This window comes from Alteromonas algae (assembly GCF_049117195.1).
Classification (GTDB): domain Bacteria; phylum Pseudomonadota; class Gammaproteobacteria; order Enterobacterales; family Alteromonadaceae; genus Alteromonas.
Genome location: NZ_CP185260.1, coordinates 2,334,703 through 2,356,425 on the forward strand (window position 1 = coordinate 2,334,703; position 21,723 = coordinate 2,356,425).

At 45.1% G+C, this 21,723-nt stretch carries 15 protein-coding genes; 4 read left to right on the plus strand and 11 right to left on the minus strand.

Annotation, left to right across the window (positions count from 1 at the left end; all coding sequences use genetic code 11):
- Positions 1-6: 6 nt before the first annotated feature.
- Together pgl and zwf are read right to left on the minus strand one after the other, a co-directional pair.
- On the minus strand, positions 7-699 hold the full coding sequence (gene pgl / locus ACOJRU_RS10505; protein ID WP_421131699.1) for a 6-phosphogluconolactonase: 693 nt from the start codon (positions 697-699) through the stop codon (positions 7-9).
- A gap of 1 nt (position 700) precedes the next feature.
- The gene (gene zwf, locus ACOJRU_RS10510) at positions 701-2,194 is read right to left on the minus strand and encodes a glucose-6-phosphate dehydrogenase (RefSeq protein ID WP_421131700.1); all 1,494 of its coding nucleotides are present in this window, start codon (positions 2,192-2,194) and stop codon (positions 701-703) included.
- Positions 2,195-2,476: 282 nt separating this feature from the next.
- On the opposite strand from zwf, the gene ACOJRU_RS10515 reads away from it, so the two are divergent.
- On the plus strand, positions 2,477-3,328 hold the full coding sequence (locus ACOJRU_RS10515) for a MurR/RpiR family transcriptional regulator (protein WP_421131701.1): 852 nt from the start codon (positions 2,477-2,479) through the stop codon (positions 3,326-3,328).
- Between the two features lie 305 nt (positions 3,329-3,633).
- Positions 3,634-5,067 (plus strand): pyruvate kinase, encoded by a 1,434-nt coding sequence (pyk, locus tag ACOJRU_RS10520; RefSeq protein ID WP_421131702.1) that lies wholly within the window; start codon positions 3,634-3,636, stop codon positions 5,065-5,067.
- 64 nt (positions 5,068-5,131) lie between these two features.
- Here pyk and ACOJRU_RS10525 read toward each other — a convergent pair whose 3' ends face one another.
- Both ACOJRU_RS10525 and ACOJRU_RS10530 read right to left on the minus strand, forming a co-directional pair.
- A complete protein-coding gene (locus ACOJRU_RS10525) occupies positions 5,132-5,479 on the minus strand; it encodes a hypothetical protein (RefSeq protein WP_421131703.1) in 348 nt (115 codons plus the stop codon).
- Positions 5,480-5,946: 467 nt separating this feature from the next.
- Positions 5,947-6,561: a BON domain-containing protein gene (locus tag ACOJRU_RS10530; protein WP_421131704.1), complete on the minus strand. Its 615-nt coding sequence runs from the start codon at positions 6,559-6,561 to the stop codon at positions 5,947-5,949.
- 541 nt (positions 6,562-7,102) lie between these two features.
- On the opposite strand from ACOJRU_RS10530, the gene ACOJRU_RS10535 reads away from it, so the two are divergent.
- A complete protein-coding gene (locus ACOJRU_RS10535; protein WP_421131705.1) occupies positions 7,103-8,092 on the plus strand; it encodes an endonuclease/exonuclease/phosphatase family protein in 990 nt (329 codons plus the stop codon).
- On the opposite strand, the gene ACOJRU_RS10540 is transcribed toward ACOJRU_RS10535, so the two are convergent.
- Positions 8,089-8,667 carry a hypothetical protein gene (locus ACOJRU_RS10540; protein WP_421131706.1) on the minus strand — a complete coding sequence of 193 codons (579 nt, stop codon included), beginning with the start codon at positions 8,665-8,667 and terminating at the stop codon, positions 8,089-8,091. The genes ACOJRU_RS10535 and ACOJRU_RS10540 overlap by 4 nt on opposite strands.
- A 251-nt stretch (positions 8,668-8,918) precedes the next feature.
- Between ACOJRU_RS10540 and ACOJRU_RS10545 the strand changes: the two genes are divergently transcribed.
- Positions 8,919-9,089 (plus strand): hypothetical protein, encoded by a 171-nt coding sequence (locus tag ACOJRU_RS10545; protein ID WP_421131707.1) that lies wholly within the window; start codon positions 8,919-8,921, stop codon positions 9,087-9,089.
- Between the two features lie 120 nt (positions 9,090-9,209).
- On the opposite strand, the gene ACOJRU_RS10550 is transcribed toward ACOJRU_RS10545, so the two are convergent.
- From ACOJRU_RS10550 to ACOJRU_RS10575, 6 genes are all read right to left on the minus strand, one after another.
- Positions 9,210-10,886: a hypothetical protein gene (locus ACOJRU_RS10550; RefSeq protein ID WP_421131708.1), complete on the minus strand. Its 1,677-nt coding sequence runs from the start codon at positions 10,884-10,886 to the stop codon at positions 9,210-9,212.
- Between the two features lie 62 nt (positions 10,887-10,948).
- Positions 10,949-12,823, minus strand: a complete 1,875-nt coding sequence (locus tag ACOJRU_RS10555; RefSeq protein ID WP_421131709.1) for an alkaline phosphatase PhoX — start codon at positions 12,821-12,823, stop codon at positions 10,949-10,951.
- Between the two features lie 253 nt (positions 12,824-13,076).
- The gene (locus tag ACOJRU_RS10560; RefSeq protein ID WP_421131710.1) at positions 13,077-13,961 is read right to left on the minus strand and encodes a WYL domain-containing protein; all 885 of its coding nucleotides are present in this window, start codon (positions 13,959-13,961) and stop codon (positions 13,077-13,079) included.
- A 142-nt stretch (positions 13,962-14,103) separates the two neighbouring features.
- Entirely contained in the window at positions 14,104-14,700 is a 597-nt protein-coding gene (locus ACOJRU_RS10565; RefSeq protein ID WP_421131711.1) for a PEP-CTERM sorting domain-containing protein, read from the minus strand.
- A 17-nt stretch (positions 14,701-14,717) separates the two neighbouring features.
- Positions 14,718-18,776 carry an ExeM/NucH family extracellular endonuclease gene (locus ACOJRU_RS10570; RefSeq protein WP_421131712.1) on the minus strand — a complete coding sequence of 1,353 codons (4,059 nt, stop codon included), beginning with the start codon at positions 18,774-18,776 and terminating at the stop codon, positions 14,718-14,720.
- 327 nt (positions 18,777-19,103) lie between these two features.
- Complete coding sequence (locus ACOJRU_RS10575; RefSeq protein WP_421131713.1) at positions 19,104-21,683, minus strand: M1 family metallopeptidase; 2,580 nt, start codon at positions 21,681-21,683, stop codon at positions 19,104-19,106.
- Positions 21,684-21,723 lie beyond the last annotated feature (40 nt).

Here is a 21,723-nt window from a genome sequence, read left to right on the forward strand (position 1 = left end):
TGTCTCCTATGGCGCCCACATTAAGGTAACCGGCGCGCGGTTAACTACTGCGGTAATGGGCTTTTGCAATTCTGTTGCATTCTCGATAGCGTCTAAAAGTACTTGCTTCTTTTTCTCGCCAGTAAGATGCAAAAAGATGTTTCTACTGTTTAATAACGCAGGCAATGTGAGGGATATACGTTGATGTGGTGCTGTGGTTGGCTGCACCGCAATACACGTGTTACCGCTATTCATGTCTAACCCTGCTTGCACTTGTTCAGAACAAGGGAACAGCGACGCCGTATGACCATCCTCTCCCATTCCTAAGATAAGTGCGTCAAAAGGTTGTGCCATGCTGGCTACATTCTCTTGCGCAGCTGAAACGCCGTCGTTGGCATCATGTCCGTCAGTTTTTAGTTCAACAAAGCGTGCCGACGCTGCTTTATTCTGAATAAGGTTTTGTTTAACAAGACTGGTGTTGCTCGCCTCATGCCCCTCGTCTACCCAACGTTCGTCGGCAAGGGTAATATCAACCTTATCCCACTCAAGCTCGGTCTCACTCAGCTGCTTGAAAAGTGGCAACGGCGTTCTTCCACCACTGACCACAAGCGATGCGCGACCGCGGGTTTTAATTCCGGTCTTTAAAATGCTTACTAAATCTGCCGCAAATGCGCTGGTCAGCGCATCTGGGCTTTCAAATGATAATGTTGTTAAAGCCATACTATTTCTTCTTCGGTGTTTTGCTTTCGTACCAGCTGCGGTTTTCTCGCGCTAATAAGCCAATCGAGTCAACCGGCCCCCATGTTCCCGCTTGATAAGGCTCTGGTGGCTCACTTGACGCTTTCCACGCCTCAAGAATTGAATCAACCCACGTCCATGCTTGTTCAATTTCATCGCGGCGAACAAACAGTGCTTGGTTACCTAACATCACCTCTAACAACAATTTCTCGTAAGCATCGGGAATACGCTCATCTGCGAACGCTTCAGAAAAACTAAGATTTAGCTTTGATTTTTGAAGGTCCATTGAACCTGAGTTAGTTAGCCCCGGTACTTTGTTCATTACCGTAATTTCGACGCCTTCGTCAGGCTGCAAGCGAATAACCAATTTATTAGGCGGAAGGTTTTTGAAGCTGTCACCGAATAAGTTATGTGGTTGACGTTTAAAATAGATAACCACTTCACTTACTTTGTTTGGCATACGTTTACCGGTACGAAGGTAAAAAGGAACCCCCGCCCAACGCCAGTTATCGATTTCCGCTTTTATAGCAACAAAGGTTTCAGTGCGGCTTTGCTTATTCGCATCGTCTTCTTCTAGGTAACCCGGTACTTCTTCGCCTTTTACAAAGCCTGTTGTGTATTGGCCTCGAACCGTACTTTCATTGATATTGAATGAATTGATAGGGCGCAACGCTTTAAGCACTTTAAGTTTTTCGTCTCGAATGCTGTCTGCATCAAGTGTCGTCGGCGGTTCCATCGCCACTAGACTAAGAATTTGTAAAAGATGGTTTTGCACCATATCACGCATTTGGCCAGCGTCATCGAAGTAGCCCCAACGGCCTTCTATACCGACCGACTCAGCAACAGAAATCTGTACATGGTCGATGCAGTTATGATCCCAGTTTGTCGCAAAAATAGAGTTAGCGAAACGAAGCGCAACCAGGTTAAGTACTGTTTCTTTGCCAAGGTAATGGTCGATGCGATAAATTTGTTTTTCATCGAAGTATTCGGCGACCTGTTCGTTAATCACCTTTGATGATTCCAGGTCATGACCAATTGGTTTCTCAAGAACAACACGAACACTTGAATCGATAATCTCGCAGCTGTGTAACCCTTGACAGATATCACCGTAAATTGCCGGAGGCGTTGCTAAGTAGCACACCATTGTCTTTGATGGGTCGACATGGTCATCCAGCACGCTGTAACTGGTTACATCTTTCATGTCGACGCAGGCGTAGTGCAAACGCGCCTTCATTTTTTCCCAGGTCTGCTGGCATAAGTCTTTTTCACCAAACTTGACTAAGTTTTTGTGAACTTCTTCAATGTAGTCATCAAGTGACATCTCTTGACGCGCAACCCCTACGATGGTGGTTTCTGGGTGCATCAAGTCAGCTTTCTCTAGCTGGTATAAAGACGGTAATAACTTACGTCTCGAAAGATCCCCTAACGTGCCGAATAGCACAAAGTCACAGGGTTCGTAGGAATTCTCCAATACCATATTCGTCGACCTTCTTAATATAAATAAACGAAAGACACATCGCTATTCTTAGCGGTCATTCGTGAGTTATTAGCATATAGTTAACACTAAATGTAGTAAAATTACAACTTTCACCTTACTAACATCTATCTACCGCACATTTAGCACGAAATCTCATTCAGTTCAGCAAGTTTACAGCAATAAAATGTCAAAAAATTACATTTTTCTTGTTACTTCTGTCACATTGGGTACTATTACGGTTGAACATTAAATCAAATCACTCTTGAAATTTGTTACAACCTTATGAATATTTTAGAAAAAATAACGCAAAACAAAGCAGTCTTTAGTAAATCAGAACGTAAGGTTGCTGAAATTATCCTAGCGAACCCTCAAACCGCGATTCATTCGAGTATAGCAACATTAGCCAAAATGTCTGATGTAAGCGAGCCAACCGTGAATCGTTTTTGTCGGCGACTAGACACCAAAGGATTTCCCGATTTCAAGCTGCATTTAGCGCAAAGCTTGGCAAACGGTACGCCCTACGTTAACAGGCATGTCGATGAAAACGACAGTCCCGGCGAGTACACCAATAAAATATTCGAATCGACCATGGCTTCTCTTGAGGTAGCCAAGCAATCTATCGATGTGCAAACGGTCAATCGTGTTGTTGATTTACTTACGCAGGCGCAAAAGATTTCATTTTTTGGTTTAGGGGCGTCCGCTTCTGTTGCTCACGATGCGTTAAACAAATTTTTCCGCTTTAATGTGCCCGTTGTCTACTTTGAAGATATCCTCATGCAGCGTATGAGCTGCATGAATTGCTCCGATGGCGATGTGGTTGTATTGATTTCTCATACCGGGCGGACAAAGAGCTTGGTAGAGATTGCGCAAATCGCGCGGATGAACGATGCCACTGTAGTAGGTATTACTTCAGCAAATAGCCCGCTTGCGCAAGAATGTACGTTTGTTTTATCTCTAGAGGTACCTGAAGATACCGATATGTATATGCCAATGGCATCACGTATTGCGCAGCTCACTCTCATTGACGTTTTGGCGACGGGGTTTACCCTTCGACGAGGCAATAAATTTAGAGAAAACTTAAAGCGCGTAAAGGATACGCTTCGCGGTTCGCGCTACGAAAAACCCAACTCCTAGCGTTCAAGAAACACCTTTTCTCTGTCTTATTTATCAACCTGCATTTTCATGAGCAGGTTGATAAACCCCTCTTCGTATCCTACGCTTATTTCTGTTTATTAGTACGGGTTGCTGCCGACTTGAGTTACCAAAAAGACGATAACTGGTCGAGCCAGTGATGTGTTTTTCTTTCTTTAATTCACATTTCAGTCAGTTTCATCTACTATTCTGTAATAAAATTACGTAAAGCGATTACACGTGCGGTGCTACAACGCTGCATATGTTATTTCTAAGCGTTTCACTCTAAAAACGAGCGACGGATTCACATGACCAGAAGAACCAAAATTCTTGCCACCCTTGGCCCAGCCACTGACTCTCTAGAAAAAATTAAGGCACTTATTGCAGCCGGTGCTAACACCGTTCGAATGAACTTTTCTCACGGCCAGGCCGAAGATCACATCGAAAGAGCAAAGCGCGTGAGAGAGGCGGCAAAAAGCCTTGGCAAATATGTTGCCATATTAGGTGATTTGCAAGGGCCTAAAATACGTGTTGCACGATTCGTTGACGGCGCCGTACATTTAGATGTTGGCGCTCCTTTTGTGCTTGATGCTGAGTTGGGTCGAGATGATGGCACCGCTGAAAAAGTAGGGATCGATTATAAAGCCCTGCCAGACGATGTTTCTGCTGGCGATATCCTGCTTCTTGACGACGGACGTATCCAACTTAAAGTAACTGAAGTTCAAGGCCGTAAAGTCGTTACCGAAGTAACCGTTGGCGGCAAGTTAAGTAATAATAAAGGCATCAATCGTCAAGGCGGGGGGCTATCTGCAGAAGCGCTGACTGAAAAAGATAAAGAAGATATCAAGACCGCTGCAAAGATCGGCGTTGACTACCTTGCGGTATCGTTTCCTCGTAGTGGTGCTGATTTAAATTATGCGCGGGAGCTCGCGGAAGCTGCCGGTTGTTATGCTAAAATTTGCGCTAAGGTCGAGCGCGCTGAAACCGTAGCAACCGATGAAGCGATTACAGACATCATAAGCGCGTCAGACGCCGTAATGGTAGCGCGTGGTGACTTAGGTGTGGAAATTGGTGATGCTGAACTCGTTGGTGTACAGAAGAAACTTATCGCTCGCTCACGCCAGTTGAATAAAGTAGTGATCACTGCCACACAGATGATGGAATCTATGATTGATAGCCCGATGCCTACTCGTGCCGAAGTGATGGACGTGGCCAATGCAGTACTAGATGGTACCGATGCGGTCATGTTATCAGCAGAAACGGCCGCGGGTAACTTCCCTATTGAAACCGTTGAAGCGATGGCACGGGTTTGTGAAGGCGCTGAAACACACCCAAGCGTCAAAATATCAAAACACCGTATGGACGAGTTGTTCGCGTCAACCAGTGAGTCTATCGCCCTATCGGCTGTTTACGCCGCCAACCACCTTCCCAGCGTCAAAGCTATTATCGGGTTGACCGAAAGTGGTACCACACCAAAGTTAATGTCTCGCATTACTACTGCACTGCCCATTATCGCTATGTCTCGTCACGAGGAAACGCTTAATTTAATGGCGCTGTGTCGCGGTGTTCAACCCGTCTATTTCGACTCTTCTAACAGTGAGCCTGGCAAGTTAAAGCATGATGTTGTTGCGGTTCTAAAAGAGAAGGGCTTAGTGAAAAGCGGAGACAGCATTATTTTGACCTACGGCGACGAAATGGAAAAAATTGGTGCGACTAATACGCTTAAAATTGTAGATATATAGTAATTGATATCGTAAGGCGAGGGATAGATATCACTCGCCTTGCGTTAACTGAGGTTGCTAAATGTTACGCTTGGTCGCTGAACGTAAAACGAGTTTGATGATACGATAACAAACCTTGCGCGCGCTCTACCAACTGCTCTCTTTTATACGTCCAACCTCGAATATCTGCTTGCTTGGCTTCTGCAATGTAATATTCTACCCGTGTTTTTCTCAGCAAATGTTGCTTTTTAGACACATCAAAATCGGTCAGCTTGTACGCACGTTCAATTTTTACTATACCGGTGTGAAACTGTGCGTTGCCACTGCCTGCTTCTGCCTGGCTCATGAACGCAAAACCGTTACCCAGAACGCCCGCTACTACGATAGATACTGATAACAATATTCCTGAAAACAACCAACGTAAAAAATCCATCTTTGTACCCTCAATAATCATTCTAAAAACGGTAATCGGTTCGCACTGCGACGGCTTTACTGAGCCATTACGTATCGCATAACTAATCACTTAATATCATTTATATTTGCAGCTACCGTGCCAATTAAAATCTTTATTTAATACAGAGGCTTAGCTACTCCTCTCGCGTAAACTCTCTTTTTATCTGCAAGTCCTACACTGCATTGCGTAAATTTAACGCTGCATTATATTGCGAGTTGATTCGGTTTACCGTGTCGCAAGCTATGATGGTCATGCCGCTTAGCTTTCTAAATACGGGCTTTCTAGATGCGGGGCTTCAAGATATGGGTTTGCAGACGTGGGTTTAACGATTTCTGTATAAAACTTAGGTGTAGCGATTTGAGTATAAGGCTTCGTTTAAGAACATATGGCGCAGGAAAGAAAAAAGGGGCCAAAGGCCCCTTTCGCTTTTGAACACACCGCAAGGGTTAATTCATCGCTGTTTCTGTTACAACACGTAAATTGTCTTCTACTTCAGTAACGTCAGAAGCGTTTTTTGCAATCTCTAGGGCTAGCTGACGCTCGGCATCTGTATCTACGTTACCGGTAAGCGTTACGTAGCCTGCTTCTACATCAACATCAATATCAAAGCCAGAGATATCGCCATCTAGTAGCAACCTCGTTTTGATGACGGTTGCAATTTTGGCATCAGTGAGCTCACTTGTGCCCTCTTCATATCCATCTTCCACGTCGTCTGACATTGAAGCAACCATTTCATCTTCATCTAGGTTGCGTTTCTCAACAATGGTCAGCGAGTTTTCGACAGACATTACACCGTCGATGTTAGCGACGAGCTCTTCAGCTAATTTTTTTTCTACCGAATTATCTACTTTACCCGTTAATACAACATTTCCATTTTCAACGTCAGTATTAATATCAAAAGAATCTAGGTTGCCATTGAACAACAGCGTTGCTTCTGCTTTTCCATCTATCCATGCGTCTTTAGCACCTTTTTCCCATTTATTGTCATTATCCATATCGCCAGCAAGTGCTGAAGTCGATAGTGTTGTAGCAACAATCATTGATAGTATTGTGCGTTTCATAACATTTCTCCTTTTGTTGAAACTCACAGACAGTGATGCGAATCCAATGCCAACAAGATAAGAAACTGATTAATATAAAGAAAAAAGAGATAGGCTGTTTTTGGCACTTTTGTTTAATGTAAAATCTATTCACGCATCACGCATTTTTTACGCGTCCTTTCGTATTAAATAGGTGGTAAGCTATGACGCGTTATATTATTAAGCACCTGCGCTTTACCGCACCCTCTATTGCTTTAGCGTCCAATGTGGGCGTAACAATGTAGGTATTACCGCTGCTGGTATCAAAATTGCTGGTATCGGAACTGGTAAAGTAGTGTTAATAGTATTAATTCTGTAACACGCCATTATCAAACATTGTAGCTACCGCCTATTCGCTGTGGTCGTTAGTGAATGGTCTGTTCAACACCGATTACCAACCGTCAGCAATTCCAGCATCTCGTAAAAGGGAATTGGGCAGGCTTAATAACATATTGCTACTGGCCACATAATGCCATTCTAATGCATTAATAATGGCGAAAAAATTTCGTTACTAAGGGACTATATGAATATTGCACTCAACCTATTTGGCGTATTACTCGTTGCGATAACCGTTGCACCGCTGCTGCCCTCTAAGCACTGGGTAGTGCGAGTTTGGGAGTTTCCTCGCCTCCAGATAGCAGCACTTATCTTCACCGCTCTGGTGGTAAGCGCTTGGACACTTCCACTAGCAGGTGGCGATAACATCGCAATTTTTGATTACGTTGTGCTAGCGTGTCTTTCGTTTAGCTTACTGTACCAACTTAAATGGATTGTACCGTACACGCTATTTTATAAAAGAGAGGTGCGCCGTGAAAAAGCACCCAAGAATGATCACACGATAAGCATTCTTTCGAGCAATGTATTCATGCCGAATGAAAATTACGATGCCCTACTTACTGAAGTAGAGAAACACAAGCCTGATTTTCTTGTAATGCTTGAATCAAACAAACGATGGGAAGAGAACGTTGCTAGTATCGAACGCGATTACCCCTATACAAAACATTGTCCGTTAGAAAATCTTTATGGAATGCATCTTTACAGCAAATACCCTTTTTCAGATGTTAGCCTACGCTTTTTAATTGAAGATGATGTCCCCTCAATTCGCTTAACGTTCACTAAAAATGGGCAGAAGGTGACCTTGTTTTTCCTTCACCCTAAACCACCAAGCCCTACCGAGAACGAAACGGCCGGGCCAAGGGATGCTGAGTTACTGCTTGTCGGTAAAGAAGTGGCCAATATTGAAGGCCCGGTCATCGTGGCCGGAGACTTGAACGACGTGGCATGGTCACCAACAACAAGAAAGTTTAAACAGATTAGTGGGTTGCTTGACCCTAGAATTGGTCGCGCGTTTTACAACACCTTCCATGCGCATTATCCGTTGATAAAGTGGCCGTTGGACCATGTATTTCACTCTAATCACTTCGACCTTGTCCATGTTAAAAAGCTACCAGACATAGGTTCAGACCACTTTCCGTTACTAACGGTACTTAGCTTAAAGAAAACGAAAGGTTAATTCACACACGCCTCTCGTGAAGAGGCGTTTACTGCAACATTTTGGTCTAGGCATGCCGTTACGCGTTGGCAGACCTCTTCGCGCTTTTTAAAATGCGCCAGACCAACCAACCGATCATCTCTTGGCCACACTCCCTGTTTCAGTACTTCTTGATCATGTGTGGTTAGCATGTGCTTGTCTAGCAAAATTTCAACGGCTTTTTTATTCGGTTTTATCAACCCTGGCGTGGCGTCTTTTACGAGCGATTTTTGTACACACACAAATTCTCTTTTCATTGGGTCTCTCACCACACCGATATAGTCATCTACGCATATAATCGAAGGCCAGCCTTCTGAAATCCGGCTTTGACCAAACATCGCCAAGGTAAATGACACAAGAACAAAAATAGTGAGCAGGATAAACTGAAGGCTTAGCCCTGGTGCAACAGCAACGGTAACACCAACAAAGGCGGAAAATAAAATCCACGCACCAAACACCTTTCTCATCGCATTAGGGGAGATGCCGCTTATTACGTTCACAGTTCGCATTGTTGCCTTGTCAAACTGACGAAGCACCACAGGTGACTCTCTATCCACAACTCTCTCCATCTATTCTTTCACCACTGTAGTTTCTTAGTGATACGTAAGCAACTACACCATAGTTTAACATTACGGCATTATCGTAACAGCGAAACATACCGTCGTTGCGTTAAGCGTTAAAAAGCCTGTTGAGCGGTTGCGACCCACCCTTATGTAAAATTGCCAAAAGATATGTAATTACGCCAATACCGCCGTTCTCATAAAACAATAAAACAATAAAAATCAACAGCTTAAAAATGGCACGCATCATGCTTAATTTACTGCAACAGCAACGTGACGGCGTCGATGCAATATATACGCATCGCTTAACAGAGAGCGTCACAATGGATAGTACGTTATTTAAAGGATTGTACGATGGAAAGCTTAGTAACACTTTCGGTTCTTCTTCAGTGTTTTGTATTATTAAAACAGATGTCTAAAAAGTCATCTCACACAGCACATGCAACGTCATGATTTCATTTAACCTGCTGCGTAGACATTACGCAACGCAGAAAATATGGCACACACGTCCCTCGCATGCGCCATATTGAGTATAACGCTTACTTCGTGTAAACCACTGTTTCATCCGCGGTTGTTGTCACATCCCAATCAAGTCGCATATCCCATTCGAAGCGTTTTTCAGGCCTAAGCGGCGGTTGTGCTTTATCAATATGAGACAGTACATTTTTCGCCTCGGTAATAGTGGCATCACGTCCAAACAAAAAGCTCTGCTCTTTTACTATCGTCAAATAGGCTTTATTAAGCGATCTTGCCCTGCGTGGACTTGGCGTGATCATCTCGTACACGCTTTTGACAGAAGCGACTTTTTGCTCGTCAAGCACGCCCTCATCCGTAAACCACTTTGCTAGCATCTCTGTATTTTGTCTGAACTCGTCGCCGCCGCCCACTCGGCGCATATAAGTGAGAAATTCGCCTTCCGTCTCATTAATGTTGGGGACATCTTCAATTTCTCGAAGGTCAATATACCCCCACCCTCTACTGCCTGGTACTTTGCGCGCAAATGAAAAGGTTTGATCAAACGTTGACCCTACCGTTTTGTGACAACCATTACAAAACGCCAACTCCTGATCGTGTTGTGCCCGCAGTTCGCCATCTTGGTTTTCAATAAAGCCATTTATTGTCCAGCCAAACCCATTATCAATGCCCCTTTCACCGAGGTATCGAGTCTGAGGTAGTTTCTCAAAATGTTTATCTTTCGCCTCAGCGTAATACGCTGACGCCAAACTTTCGCGGCTTCTAAACTGGTGCTTTTTCATATACCGCACCTCTTTCATGCGTGATGCATTGAAGATATTTCCGTGTTCATCAATACCAATGTACCTTACGGTATGTAAAAACTCTGCACCTTCAGGGTAAAGCATCTTCGCCACCTGAACCCCGTTAGCATCACCTAGATAATGGGTTTGTTTTTTCATCAAGCGTACCGATGACGTTATGACATTATCGCCGTTTACATCAAGGCCTATAAGGGTTTCATCTAAGTCATTGACTGGCAGCGCCTCGACATCTTTTATTGCCATTTCAACTAAGGTTAAATTGGCCCGATAGACGGCGTCGTTATCCTCACCGTTCAGTTGTCTAAACGCTAACGGCAAACGTATCATTGCATCGCCCGTTGAGCCATTGGTGGGCCAAAACGTACTAGGAAAAGGCTTGTAATTGTAAGCAACCCAGCCACTTCCGTCTTTGGCTAGCCCTTTGTCATCAAACGCCTTATCGGCCAATGCTAACCCTTCCACTCGCATCGCGTCGGGTAAGTCGGCGGCCGTGCTGTAGTTATCTTGAGAGACATAATGTGCAATATCTTCATCGCTTATCGTGTCTATCAATTGGCTTCTATCTATAAATAGATTTTTCCAGCTATTAGTAAGCCCCACATCAGAGAATTCATAGTTTCCCTGTAATGTGCCATCTCCCATCTGGTTTGGACGTCTTTCACTGCCATCGTAACTTTGGTGACAGGCATAACAAGGATTGTTTGTTCCTTCTGTTTTGGTATAGCACTGAGGAGGGATAACCGATTCAGGGTTGTAGACTTCTTTGTGCTCAATGTAGGCCAATGCCGGGATACTCTCCCCTTCTTCGTAAGGGTAATGGGTAGAGGGTGTAGCCTGACTTTCATTTTTATTGAGGGTACGCGCATCACCTGCGTAGTCGCATGCGCAAATCACAACAATCAGAAAAAAAAGCGAGGTTAATAGCGTTAGTTTTTTCATAATTACTTCAACGGCAAAAACCGAGCACTCGCGTGCTCGGTTTATATTAGACAAAAAAGACGTTATTTCTGAGCAGGCTCATACATCCATAATGTATTGTTTTCTTGGAACCCGTCTTCACCAATCAAAATTCGGCCATCGTTCATCACTATAACGTTGTCAGGTTGAGACAGTTGCGATACATCACAGCGCTCTGCGCCGGTCAGGCTAGAACGGTATGTTCCACCCATCACGACAGGCTCAATACGCGTAATGTCATAGCCCGCCTCAAGTTTTGCACGGTACACACCGCCACAATCTTTTACGCGAGCAGACAGCTGCATATCGCCTTCTTCATCCACCATAGTGTTGTCGATATCAGCAATTCCTATGTATAGGTAGGCGCTTTCGACGACTTCATCAGCAATCATATCAGTACCCTCAACCGCCTCTTGAGCACGTTTTTGGTTGATTGAAATGCCTTCTAACTTACGCCATTCCGCCGTAGCGCCTTTCAACTTAGCCGCAGCTCGGCTTTCTAAGAACGCGACACGATCATCCATCGGCTGACCAGCGGTAATACGAGAGCCACCCTGCTCTACTGTGGGGTACGTGGTATCACCATCAGCCCATGCTTGAACATCAGCCATGGTAATAAAGGAACTTTCACCTTCTACATAATCATCTGTTCCCAAACCGTTGTATTCATCAATCCATGCACGAATAGTCAGGTTATCGCCACTGGCTAACTCGACCCATTCAACTGAAAAACCGGTCGTGGCAGGATCGTTTTGTCCCAAATCTTGCGTTAGCTTAGCGCCGTACAAGGTACCAGCAGACAAGTCTTCTGCAGTATCAGCGATAAACTTAAACAATACACCGCCCGTGTCATCTTGTGATAAGTACACGGTTTTACCATCGGGCATAACGGTTGAGTTTTCATGCTCGTAACGGCCCATTGCAAAATGTTTTACGATGACAGGGCTATCGGCCAATGGTTCAGTCACTTCGGCAATGTAGCCATAGTTGTACGGGTTTGGCACATCTGGCGCGGTCATCTCCCACATGCGTCCTAAGCGAGACTCCGTGCTCACAGCAACAGGGTCATTCCAGCTCGGCGAGGTAGTGGAATCAACAGATGAGTTAACTACCCATTCTTCGGACGTGAGTGGCGTATTCCAGGGTGACATTGAACCGAAGCAATTTGCCGCCGTGCCCCACACAGGCGAAAAATCGAGCATCATGGCTTCTGTGACTTGCCACATACCTAAATCATCTTTTTTAATTTTCATGCGGCTCATTCCACCAGGTAGCTCTTCCCAGTTAGAAAATAGATACCCTTCACCCTCTGCGGTAGTAATAAAGCCATTGAAATCAGGCATGTCGTTTTCAAGCACTAACTCTTCGCCGTCGAGCGTATAGATGTGCCCCAAACCTTCTGGAAGGTCGGCACCGAATGTATCGCCTGTTTGACCCAGTATCTGATATTGCCCAATGGCTGATACCACAAGCTCTTTTTCAACATCTGATGACGGTACGGGTGAGTTTGGAAGTGTGGCGGGTAACTGGTTAAAATTCACACCAGCTAAAACTCCCACCGTGCCCGTATTGATTGGCATGTCGTTTACGCTATTGGTTTGCGTATTCGCGCCAGATGGATGCTGAACGTTGAAGAACAAGTCGCCTTCATCTGTCAAAAAAATCCCTGTAACCTCTGAACCTAAAGGTACGGTTGCAATTCGAGTAAGTTTGCCTGCAGCATCGCCTTGTGGGCCTTGCTCACCAATAGGACCTTGTTCACCAATAGGACCTTGTTCACCGACAGGGCCTTGCGAGCCAATCGCGCCATCAATACCGTCTGCGCCGTCGTCACCTTCCAGTGAGCATGCAGATAAACCAAACGCTACTGCCAGTGCAATAGCTGAATACGTAATAGTTCGAAACGTGCCGTTGTTCATTTTTTTTCCTTAGCGTTATGGCGAGAAACGACTGTGCGCAGCTTCCCGTTGCGTCGTGTTAGCGAAAACGATAATGAACTGGTTTTATGAATGTTCGGTGACAGTGTTTTGACACTAAATTGAAGAATTTCTTACAGTTACTGATTGCAGGCAAGAATGATTACAGCGATACGCTATGCACCATGATAAGCGTGCACAACGCGCACCGCTGATAGGTATCGCGAAAGGTTTGTGATGGTTTGCTTTAACGTTTTTATTCGTAAGCGGTTTGCTCGCCAATATAGCCGGGGGCAATAGCCAGGTTGTCGGTATTGAGTAGCGACTCTTGATTGCGTAGCCAAAGTTGGTACTCGCCCGTCCGTAAACTTGCATGCTTAGTACAATCTACGTTCCAGCGGCGAAGCAGATACCCTGCCATGGCTGCTCGAACCTCTAGCACAAGGACGCCCGCGTCCATGGCATAATCGAGCTCTATTGCTGTAGGATGTTTAACATTTTTCGGATGGGGAACAAGTTCGAGAGTTATCATGCGACACCATGCACTGTCATGCGCGGTGCATTCACTGCTCTCAGGCTCGTCTCTTATCGATACTTTACTAATGCGTGTAAGTACAAAGTCACGAAAACTTCCCGACTTTCTATCAAAAGCCCGAACATGCCAACGCTGTCCATTATCAACGATACTATGGGGCACAAGCTCGCGAGCGCCAGAGCCACTGCTTAACGAGGTGTATATAACGCTTATCGCCTTTTTGTTAATGATAGCCTGCACCACTTTGGCTACCACGAAAATATCGGGCACATTCAACGACGACGCACTTTCAACAGGAAAGTGCATATCGCCAATAGCATCAAACCCATCAGAAATGTCATTAGCTAATTTAACAAGCGTCCGCTTTGCATCATGATTAAACAAGGGCGTAAACGTATCGGTTTGAAAGTACCGCTTCACGCTTGCGTCATAATATAGATTGTGTGGTGCAAGCTCTTTGTACACCGTAAAATCTCTTGAGCCCGCCGACAACCCGACTTCGAAGCGGCTAATTAAGTCTTGGCGATGAATAGCCCCTTTGAACAATAAACAAAAGTCGATGTACGCTAAACGTTGACGTTGTGCATAAGAAAGCGTATCTAACATAAACATTACACCCTAGTTATTTTTACCCAGTGTGGTTTATTTTAAGTCGTGTGTAAATAGCCTCTTTGGTAATACTCTTCCTCAATAAGAAGGCAAAAAAAAGCCCAGCGTTAGCTGGGCTTTTATCAATGTCGGCTTGCCTTTAGCGGCTTACACGGCGACGCACTACAATAAGACCTGCTAACGCGAGGGCAGCAAGTACGCCTGTACCAGGCGCTGACACTTGAGTGATTGCAAAGCTTGTGTTTTGCGTTCCCACCTGTGTTGGAGGAAGAGATTGAAATGCGGGCTCAGACACTGAGCTGAGCCCCATTGCCAATACTGCATCGCCAATTGCCTTAGCAGTAAAGCTTACGCTAAATAACCCAATGGTATTGCTACCTAGCTGGCTTGTTGGGTCAAAAGGAAATAGGAAAGAATTCACAGTAACGCTGTTCCCAAGTATGGTTTGATTGAAAAGAGGTCCAATAGGAAACGGCGCCAGCTCTGGCCCGAAAGGCGCAAGTGACATCACGCTACCAGAGACAGCATCAAGCAACGATGCATCAAAGGTCAACTGCGTTGAATAACCGCTAAATAATGTTTGAAAGCCTCCAGGTAACGCTAAATTAGTCGCACTTACTGTGGCAACAATCGTATCACCCACGTTGTACGTTGCTTTATCAGTCGACACCGTAATCAAAGCGGCATTCACATTAAAGGTGGCGGCTGCCACAAGAAGTAAAAATAGTTTTTTCATGTTGTTATTCCTTAAAATTAAATTGCACAACCAGCGCGGGTACACATTGCCATTAACGCTTGAAGGTCGAAAAAGTTGACGATACCGTCGCTGTTGTAATCAAAGCTGCTATCAAGGGCCTGCCCAGACAAAAACGCTTGGTAGAACGCCATCACGTCGTTGTAATCAACGTCGTTGTCACCGTCTAAGTCACCAATAACGATATCTTCTGGGAAATTCAGAACCACCAACACAGGGTCGTGATCTGATGAACGGAAAGCATCAGGGGCGTAGTAGTTTGCCAACTGTGTTTGCGATTTAAACTCTTCGTTATAATCGAACACGCGAGGTTCATCTGCATTGATGTGCCATACCGTAGCGTCAACGACATACTCAGTTAGTGACGCACTTGACAGGGCATGATCTAAATAGCCAATCTCGCCACCGAAGCTGTACGAGTAAGCACTATCTCCGTCAAAGGCATTCACAAGGTTGGTATACCCCGCCGACTCAATGGCTAAGATAGGCGATTCTTTTGCGTAAGCATTTAAATCACCCATAATTAGCACGCGAGGGGAAAGTACATCACCGTTTTCTTCTACAAGTGAGATAAGCCCTTCTGCCGCTTCTGTTCGCAGGCCATTCCAACACCCTTGCCCATCACCGCTATCAGCATTATTTCCCGTTGCGCTTCCGCAGCTTCCCTTAGATTTAAAGTGGTTTACTGCAAGCGTAAAGTCTTCTCCGTTAGCGTTTACCGTAAAGCCCTGTAACAAAGGCTGACGATTGCCAAAGTCGAATGGCACGTCAGATGATGTAACAGCACTACCCATTGGGGTTACCACCGAAGGCTTATAGATAATACCCACTGCGATTGCATCACCACCTAACTGTGAACCCGCTGGTATATAGCGATACCCATCTTCACCTAGCTCAGCGTTGACGCTATTAACCAGGGTCGCAATGGCCGAATCACTGCCGTAACCGTCATTCTCAATTTCAACAAGCCCTAATACATCAGCGTTCATACTTAACAATGCTGCAACTGTTTTCGCTTGCTGACGGGCAAGTTCACTTTCAGAATCTGCACCACGAGCGGTAGGGAAATCAGGGCCATTAAAGTAGTTAAGTACATTGAAGCTGGCGACTTTTACGTCCCCTACCGCGTTGAGAATTGGGTTTCTCAATCTTGCGTTAGTTCTTACTGTTTGAAGGTCACTAACCGGTATCAGGTAATAAGAACCAAACCCATAGTGCAAAACACCTTCCAGGCTTTCTACGCTATCTCCTAAACGCAGTGGATTGGTGTGTGACAGTCCGCCAACAGGGAACGGCACATCGTCACGATTTTGTGCATTAGAGCCATCATCGACGGTAAGTGAATTACGGTCATTTCTATTGGCAAGCGCCATGGCTTCTTCTGACCCCGCAACAAACTGATTGGTGGGGATCATGAGTCGCTCAGACGCTACACTAAACTGACCGTAACGTCCTAGATTATAGTTGTCAGTAACGCGAAGCGTTTGTTCGAAGCGAATTTGCATTCCTTCATAAGCTTCTAAATTTACCGATTCAGAAAATGGCATCGCTAGCGACGCAGATATCACGCTATCACCGCTACCAAGCACTTCTGCATTTTCAGTTAACACTAACTCGGTGAGACCATTAAACTCGACTACATCAGCACGTAACCTAACCGCATCACCCACTGCAGGCATGGTGGTATACGTCGTTGAGTAGACGAATACGCCTTCTGACGTCGCGTCATTACCATCTGAATCTGTAGCTTCCTCTTGTACAAAGAAACCATTCATCTGAGGCGTCACTTTTGTGACGACGGCTTCTACCATAACGGTACTACCGACCAATGCAGAAACTTCGCCTTCGCCTTGGATCGCGCTTATAAGCGTTACGTCGGTTACAGGTTCAGTAGGGTCAACTGGGTCAGTCGGATCGGTTGGGTCTGTGGGGTCAACAGGCGATGAAATACTGCCATTATGAGCGCCAAAGAACGTGAATGTGTCCTTAGGGTAGCTGTCCCACTCTGCACTGGCATCAAAGTTAGCGTTACGGTTTGGGTTCCCGGACACAACCGACGCCTTTCTTACTAGCGTTTTGTCTTTGCCCCAGTTTGTCTTAACGCCAAACGTACCCAATGCATCAATCACATCACCTTTATAGGCAAGCTCTATGTAATCATCGCCGTTAAAGTTGATAGCAAAACTGCTAGAGGTGGTGCTATCAAATACCATCTCAGCCGCCGCGCTGCCGTGAGTAAATGTTGCGACACCACCCGACGCAATCGCACCAGATAGTACCAGCTCTTTAGCATCACTTTCGCCCGTTGCTCCGTTTGAGAAAAGACGAAGCGTATATTCTGATAAATCAACAGACTCTGATGACCCATTGAATAGCTCTATTCCCTTATTGAAACTGCCACCTTCAATGTATTCTGAGATGTAAACACTGTTCGTTGAGACGCTGCCGCCAGTATCGCCACCTGTGTCTCCGCCATTATCGCCACCTGTGTCTCCGCCAGTATCGCCACCGGTGTCTCCACCAGTATCGCCGCCTGTGTCTCCGCCTGTATCACCACCGGTGTCGCCGCCAGAACCGTCACAGCTTGCGTTAAAAATAAGCGACGCTAACTCTGGTTTATCAACAAAGGGGTTTCGGTTTCCTTGGAACTCGTAAACACGGCTGTTTCGTGTCCGCTCGAATTCATCGACTGGGTCGCTCTCATGCCACTGCAGCAATACACATAGCTTTCCTAACGCAGCTTCATCTGTTGTCGTCAATCGATTGAGCAGCACTAAGTCAGCTTCTGCATCGCTGCTATTAGAACCATCATAACGTACGTCCATATACATCAATGAACGCGCTACGTCGCCTTTTACTGCATTGCGTGGTTCAAATGAATTACTGTCTACACGATTAGCAGGTGCTTCTGACAGTGGACTATCGCTGAAGTCAAAATCGAGATTGCCCCGCGCGCTATTCACCGAAATATCCGTAGGGCGTAAATGTAAAATATCGGTGTATGCGGTTAAGCTCGAGCTAGAGAAGCCATGACTTTTTGCCCACACATGCTCACGATTCCAGTTGTCCTGATTAGTGCTCTGTGAACCGCTGCCATTGGTAAACTTAGATTGAGAGATTCCTTTATAAAAAAGAATAACGTTATCGGTATTTGCTGGGTCTTCATCGGTATACGTCAGTGCAGTCCACGCTTCTGAATACGTTAATGGGCGATGACCAATTGATATAATGTCTTGCGTAATGGCTTTTAAAGAAGCTGCACTGTCTTGATTCGATAAGGCCGTGTCAAGTGCGGCGTAGTAAACAGATTCAACAAAATCATCTGCTAGGTTAATTGCCTGCAAATCAGGGCAGTTAAAGCAGGTTTGTGACAACATGCGAAGCTCATCGCTTGGTTGGCCAGTATTATCACCGCCAGTATCGTCACCGCCTGTATTTCCGTCATCACCTGTCGCTGATGACACCGTTACGCTTTCAAGGTTTGAATACTCGCTACTCGCATTGTTTGCCATCGCCACGCGCACTACAAGCGTTGAACCTTGTGGCACTGCGACAGTAACTGTTACGCTGCCAAAGTCATCATTAACCGTTGTCGTGGTACCTTCAGTTAAGGTCACTAACTCGAAGCTTTGCCCATCGACAGAATAAAAAACATTAACGTAGTCGGCACTTTCATACGTACCGCTTTGCGACAATAGAACGTCGAGGCTTACGCTAGTGTGACCGCTTATATCAATCGTTTCAGATTCCCAAATAACCTCGCCATCGACGTCTCGCGCTTGAAGGGCATTGTTATTAACTTTAAACCAATCGGTTGTAGCCGTTAGTGCAGCTGCCGAAACATCAATACTCCAGCGTGTAACGCCGTCCATATCTACCGTTATCGGCGCATCAACTTGCCCTACTGCTCCCTTATTTTGCAGCGCTTCCGCCTCAAAATTCTCTTGCCATACCGTATCGGCCATAACGCCAAACGACAACGTGCTACTTAATAGTGCATTAATCATTAGCGCTGACTTTGTCACCCGCAGCTTTTTATTTCCGACTAGCTTCACCATCTTTTTACCCTGAACATTGTGTAGGAAGGTATAACTTCTTATACATAGGTATAGACAACAAGAACTTAATGAAAATAATAATAAAAAGATCATACCTGTTATTTTTCATAGCGTTAGCGCGTCAAAATAAACTTATTTGATGAATAACTGACCTATACCATTGTTCAGGTAAAGCTAAACTGTAACATTTGGCTATTAATTGAGCCGGGCGAAATGACGAGCACTATCACAGAGGGTTAAGGAAAAATCTGTGGGCAGCCACGAACTGCTTACAGGCAAAAAAAAGAGCACCAATATGGTGCTCTTTCGATAGGCTAAAACGGTGTATTAGTTTGCGTTAGCGAGAAACGCATCAAAGTCTTTTTGGAACGCTGCTTTCAAACGCAAGCATTGGTTTGACTCATCCTGCATAATTTCAAGGCCTCGAGACATGCCTTGGTGCTCACTATGAATAGGTGCGTAAAACGCATTGGCCATAGCGAGGTTATCAGCAGAGCAAGTGGTTGAGACAAATTCAGGCATGCGAGACACGTGGTAGTCTGGCATTTTTGCAATTAGCGCTTCTTTATTTTCATTTAACCATGCATAAAGAAGCGTATGGTCGTCGAGACTTCGCGCAACACTTATCACCATCGATACCGTATTTGCCGGTGTAATGTCATCGGTTAGCGCTAAATCAAGCATCTTAAACACAGACGCTTTGTCGTCAAATCGCATTGAGTACACTAAGGTTCTTTTTACGTTAGGCAGCTGCGCATCTTTAAAGGCCTTAACGATAGTGTCAAACCATTTGGCGTTGTCTTTCACCGCACTGTACTTGGTAGTAATCGCGATAGCGGTTCCAGCAATTCCTGAAGGTACACTTGTTGGGTCTGCAATATACTGCTTCGCGATTACTTCGCTTTTGGCAATCAGTTCCTCGTTATTTGCATATAACCCCAAAACACCAAACAGCAAATTACGAAGGCGAATAACGTCTGCAGAATCTGTGTCGCTTTGCGTGAGCGTTAAGCGGTTTAACAACGGCAGATATTTGTCGTTAAGTAGCGCGGCATAATCCGCTTCATTGTCATCATTCACGAGGTACTCAAACTCGGCCAATATACCTACTGCAGCTCGAATAACGGCTGGGTCAGTATCGTTTGCCAATGCATTGAGCACCTTCATAACACTATCAACCCCGACTTCATCGGCGTTTAATAGCGCCTGGTAGTTATAGAGAACGTTTTTCTTTTCTCGTTTATTAAGTGCATCAATATCAGCAAGCAACGCGTTTAGTTGCTCACCGCTTACCGCCCAACGGAAGTAACCCGTAGCATTATCGTTAGGATACACCCAATCTGCTTCAGCAAGTTGAGGAAGCCTAGTGGTTTCTTTATCGATAAATACCACTTCTTGGTTAATTTTACCGTTTGCTTTGTAGGTAAGCTTTAAGGGAATAGCCCACGTTTGAGGTGCAACCGTTGCGCCCGCATAATGAAAACGAGACTGCACGACACTGCCGTCTGTTCCAATATGAATAAGCGGGTAACCTGGCTGTTCTAAATACGCTTTCATCATCGCGCTTAGATTAAAATCAGACACGCCATCAAGCGCTCGCCACAAGTCATCTGCAACCGTATTACCCCAGGCGTGCTCTTTCATATATGCACGCACGCCTTCACGGAATTTATCGGTACCAATTAACGACTCGATCATTTGTAATATCGATTCGCCCTTTGAGTAGTTAAGCCCAAGACCATCCATTACATCTGGCTGCGTTCTTACTTCTTTTTTAACCGGCTTTACGGTTGGACTTGCATCTGCGCCAAAAGCACCCTCTTGAACAATGCGGTCAGCATAGTTAAGTTCAGGGTAAAGTTCTTTCATAACATAGCTAGCGGCCCACGAAGCAAACGCTTCGTTTAACCATAAATCGTCCCACCACGCCATGGTGACTAAGTTACCAAACCATTGATGTGCAAGCTCATGAGCAATAACATTGAGTGGTCTCGAACGCTCGGTTAAGCTTGGCTCGTCCTCTAGCAGGAGTAAGCTATCACGGTAAGTGATAAGGCCAACGTTCTCCATAGCGCCGTGCGTAAAGTTAGGTACCGCAACGAAGTCCATTTTCTTATAAGGATATTTAATGCCAAAGAAGTTTTCTAGTGACGCCAGTATTTCAGGCGTATGCTTCACCACAAACGCGGTTTTATCAGCATAGCCTTTGGGCACATACAGCCTGCCAGGAACCGGCAGCCCCGTCATTTCAACGCTATCAAATCGCCCTACAGTATACGCAATAAGATAGGTAGGCATCGGCTTAGTCTTTTCAAACGTTACCGTTTTTATGCCTTCGTTTGTCTCTTCGTTTTCAACCGGCGTATTAGATACCACCACTTGGTTTACCGGTGAGCTAATCGTCATCTGGTAGGGTATTTTAAAAATAGGCTCATCAAAACTTGGAAACGCTTTTCTCGCATGCATATCTTCAAACTGGGTAAAGATATAGTTTTTATCTTCAAAGCGAGATAGATACATGCCATCTGAAGACGTATTAACCTTACCTTCAAAATTAATGTCTAACGTGTACTTGCCTGGGCTAAGCATGCTATTTGCCTCGCCCCAATTCATATCGTATTCCCCTTCAGATACGTTAAGCGGAATTTTCTCGCCATTAAACGACAGTGATGCATTCAATATGACTAAATCCTGTTCATAGAAGCCCACTTTTTGCGTTGCTTCATTCACAGTAATGTCGATAGAGGTTGAACCAGAGTAGCCTGGTGCGTCTGCGTCTAAATTTAGGTGAATACGTTGGAAGGTTGGGGTAACTGATGAGGGCAATCTGTACTCGACATCTTCGGCAAATGCATATGACGAAGACAACGATAGTACAGCGCTAAAAAGCGCGGTAACTCGTTTCATTGTGTTTATTCCGTTGTTGAAAGATTGAGATCTCTTCTTT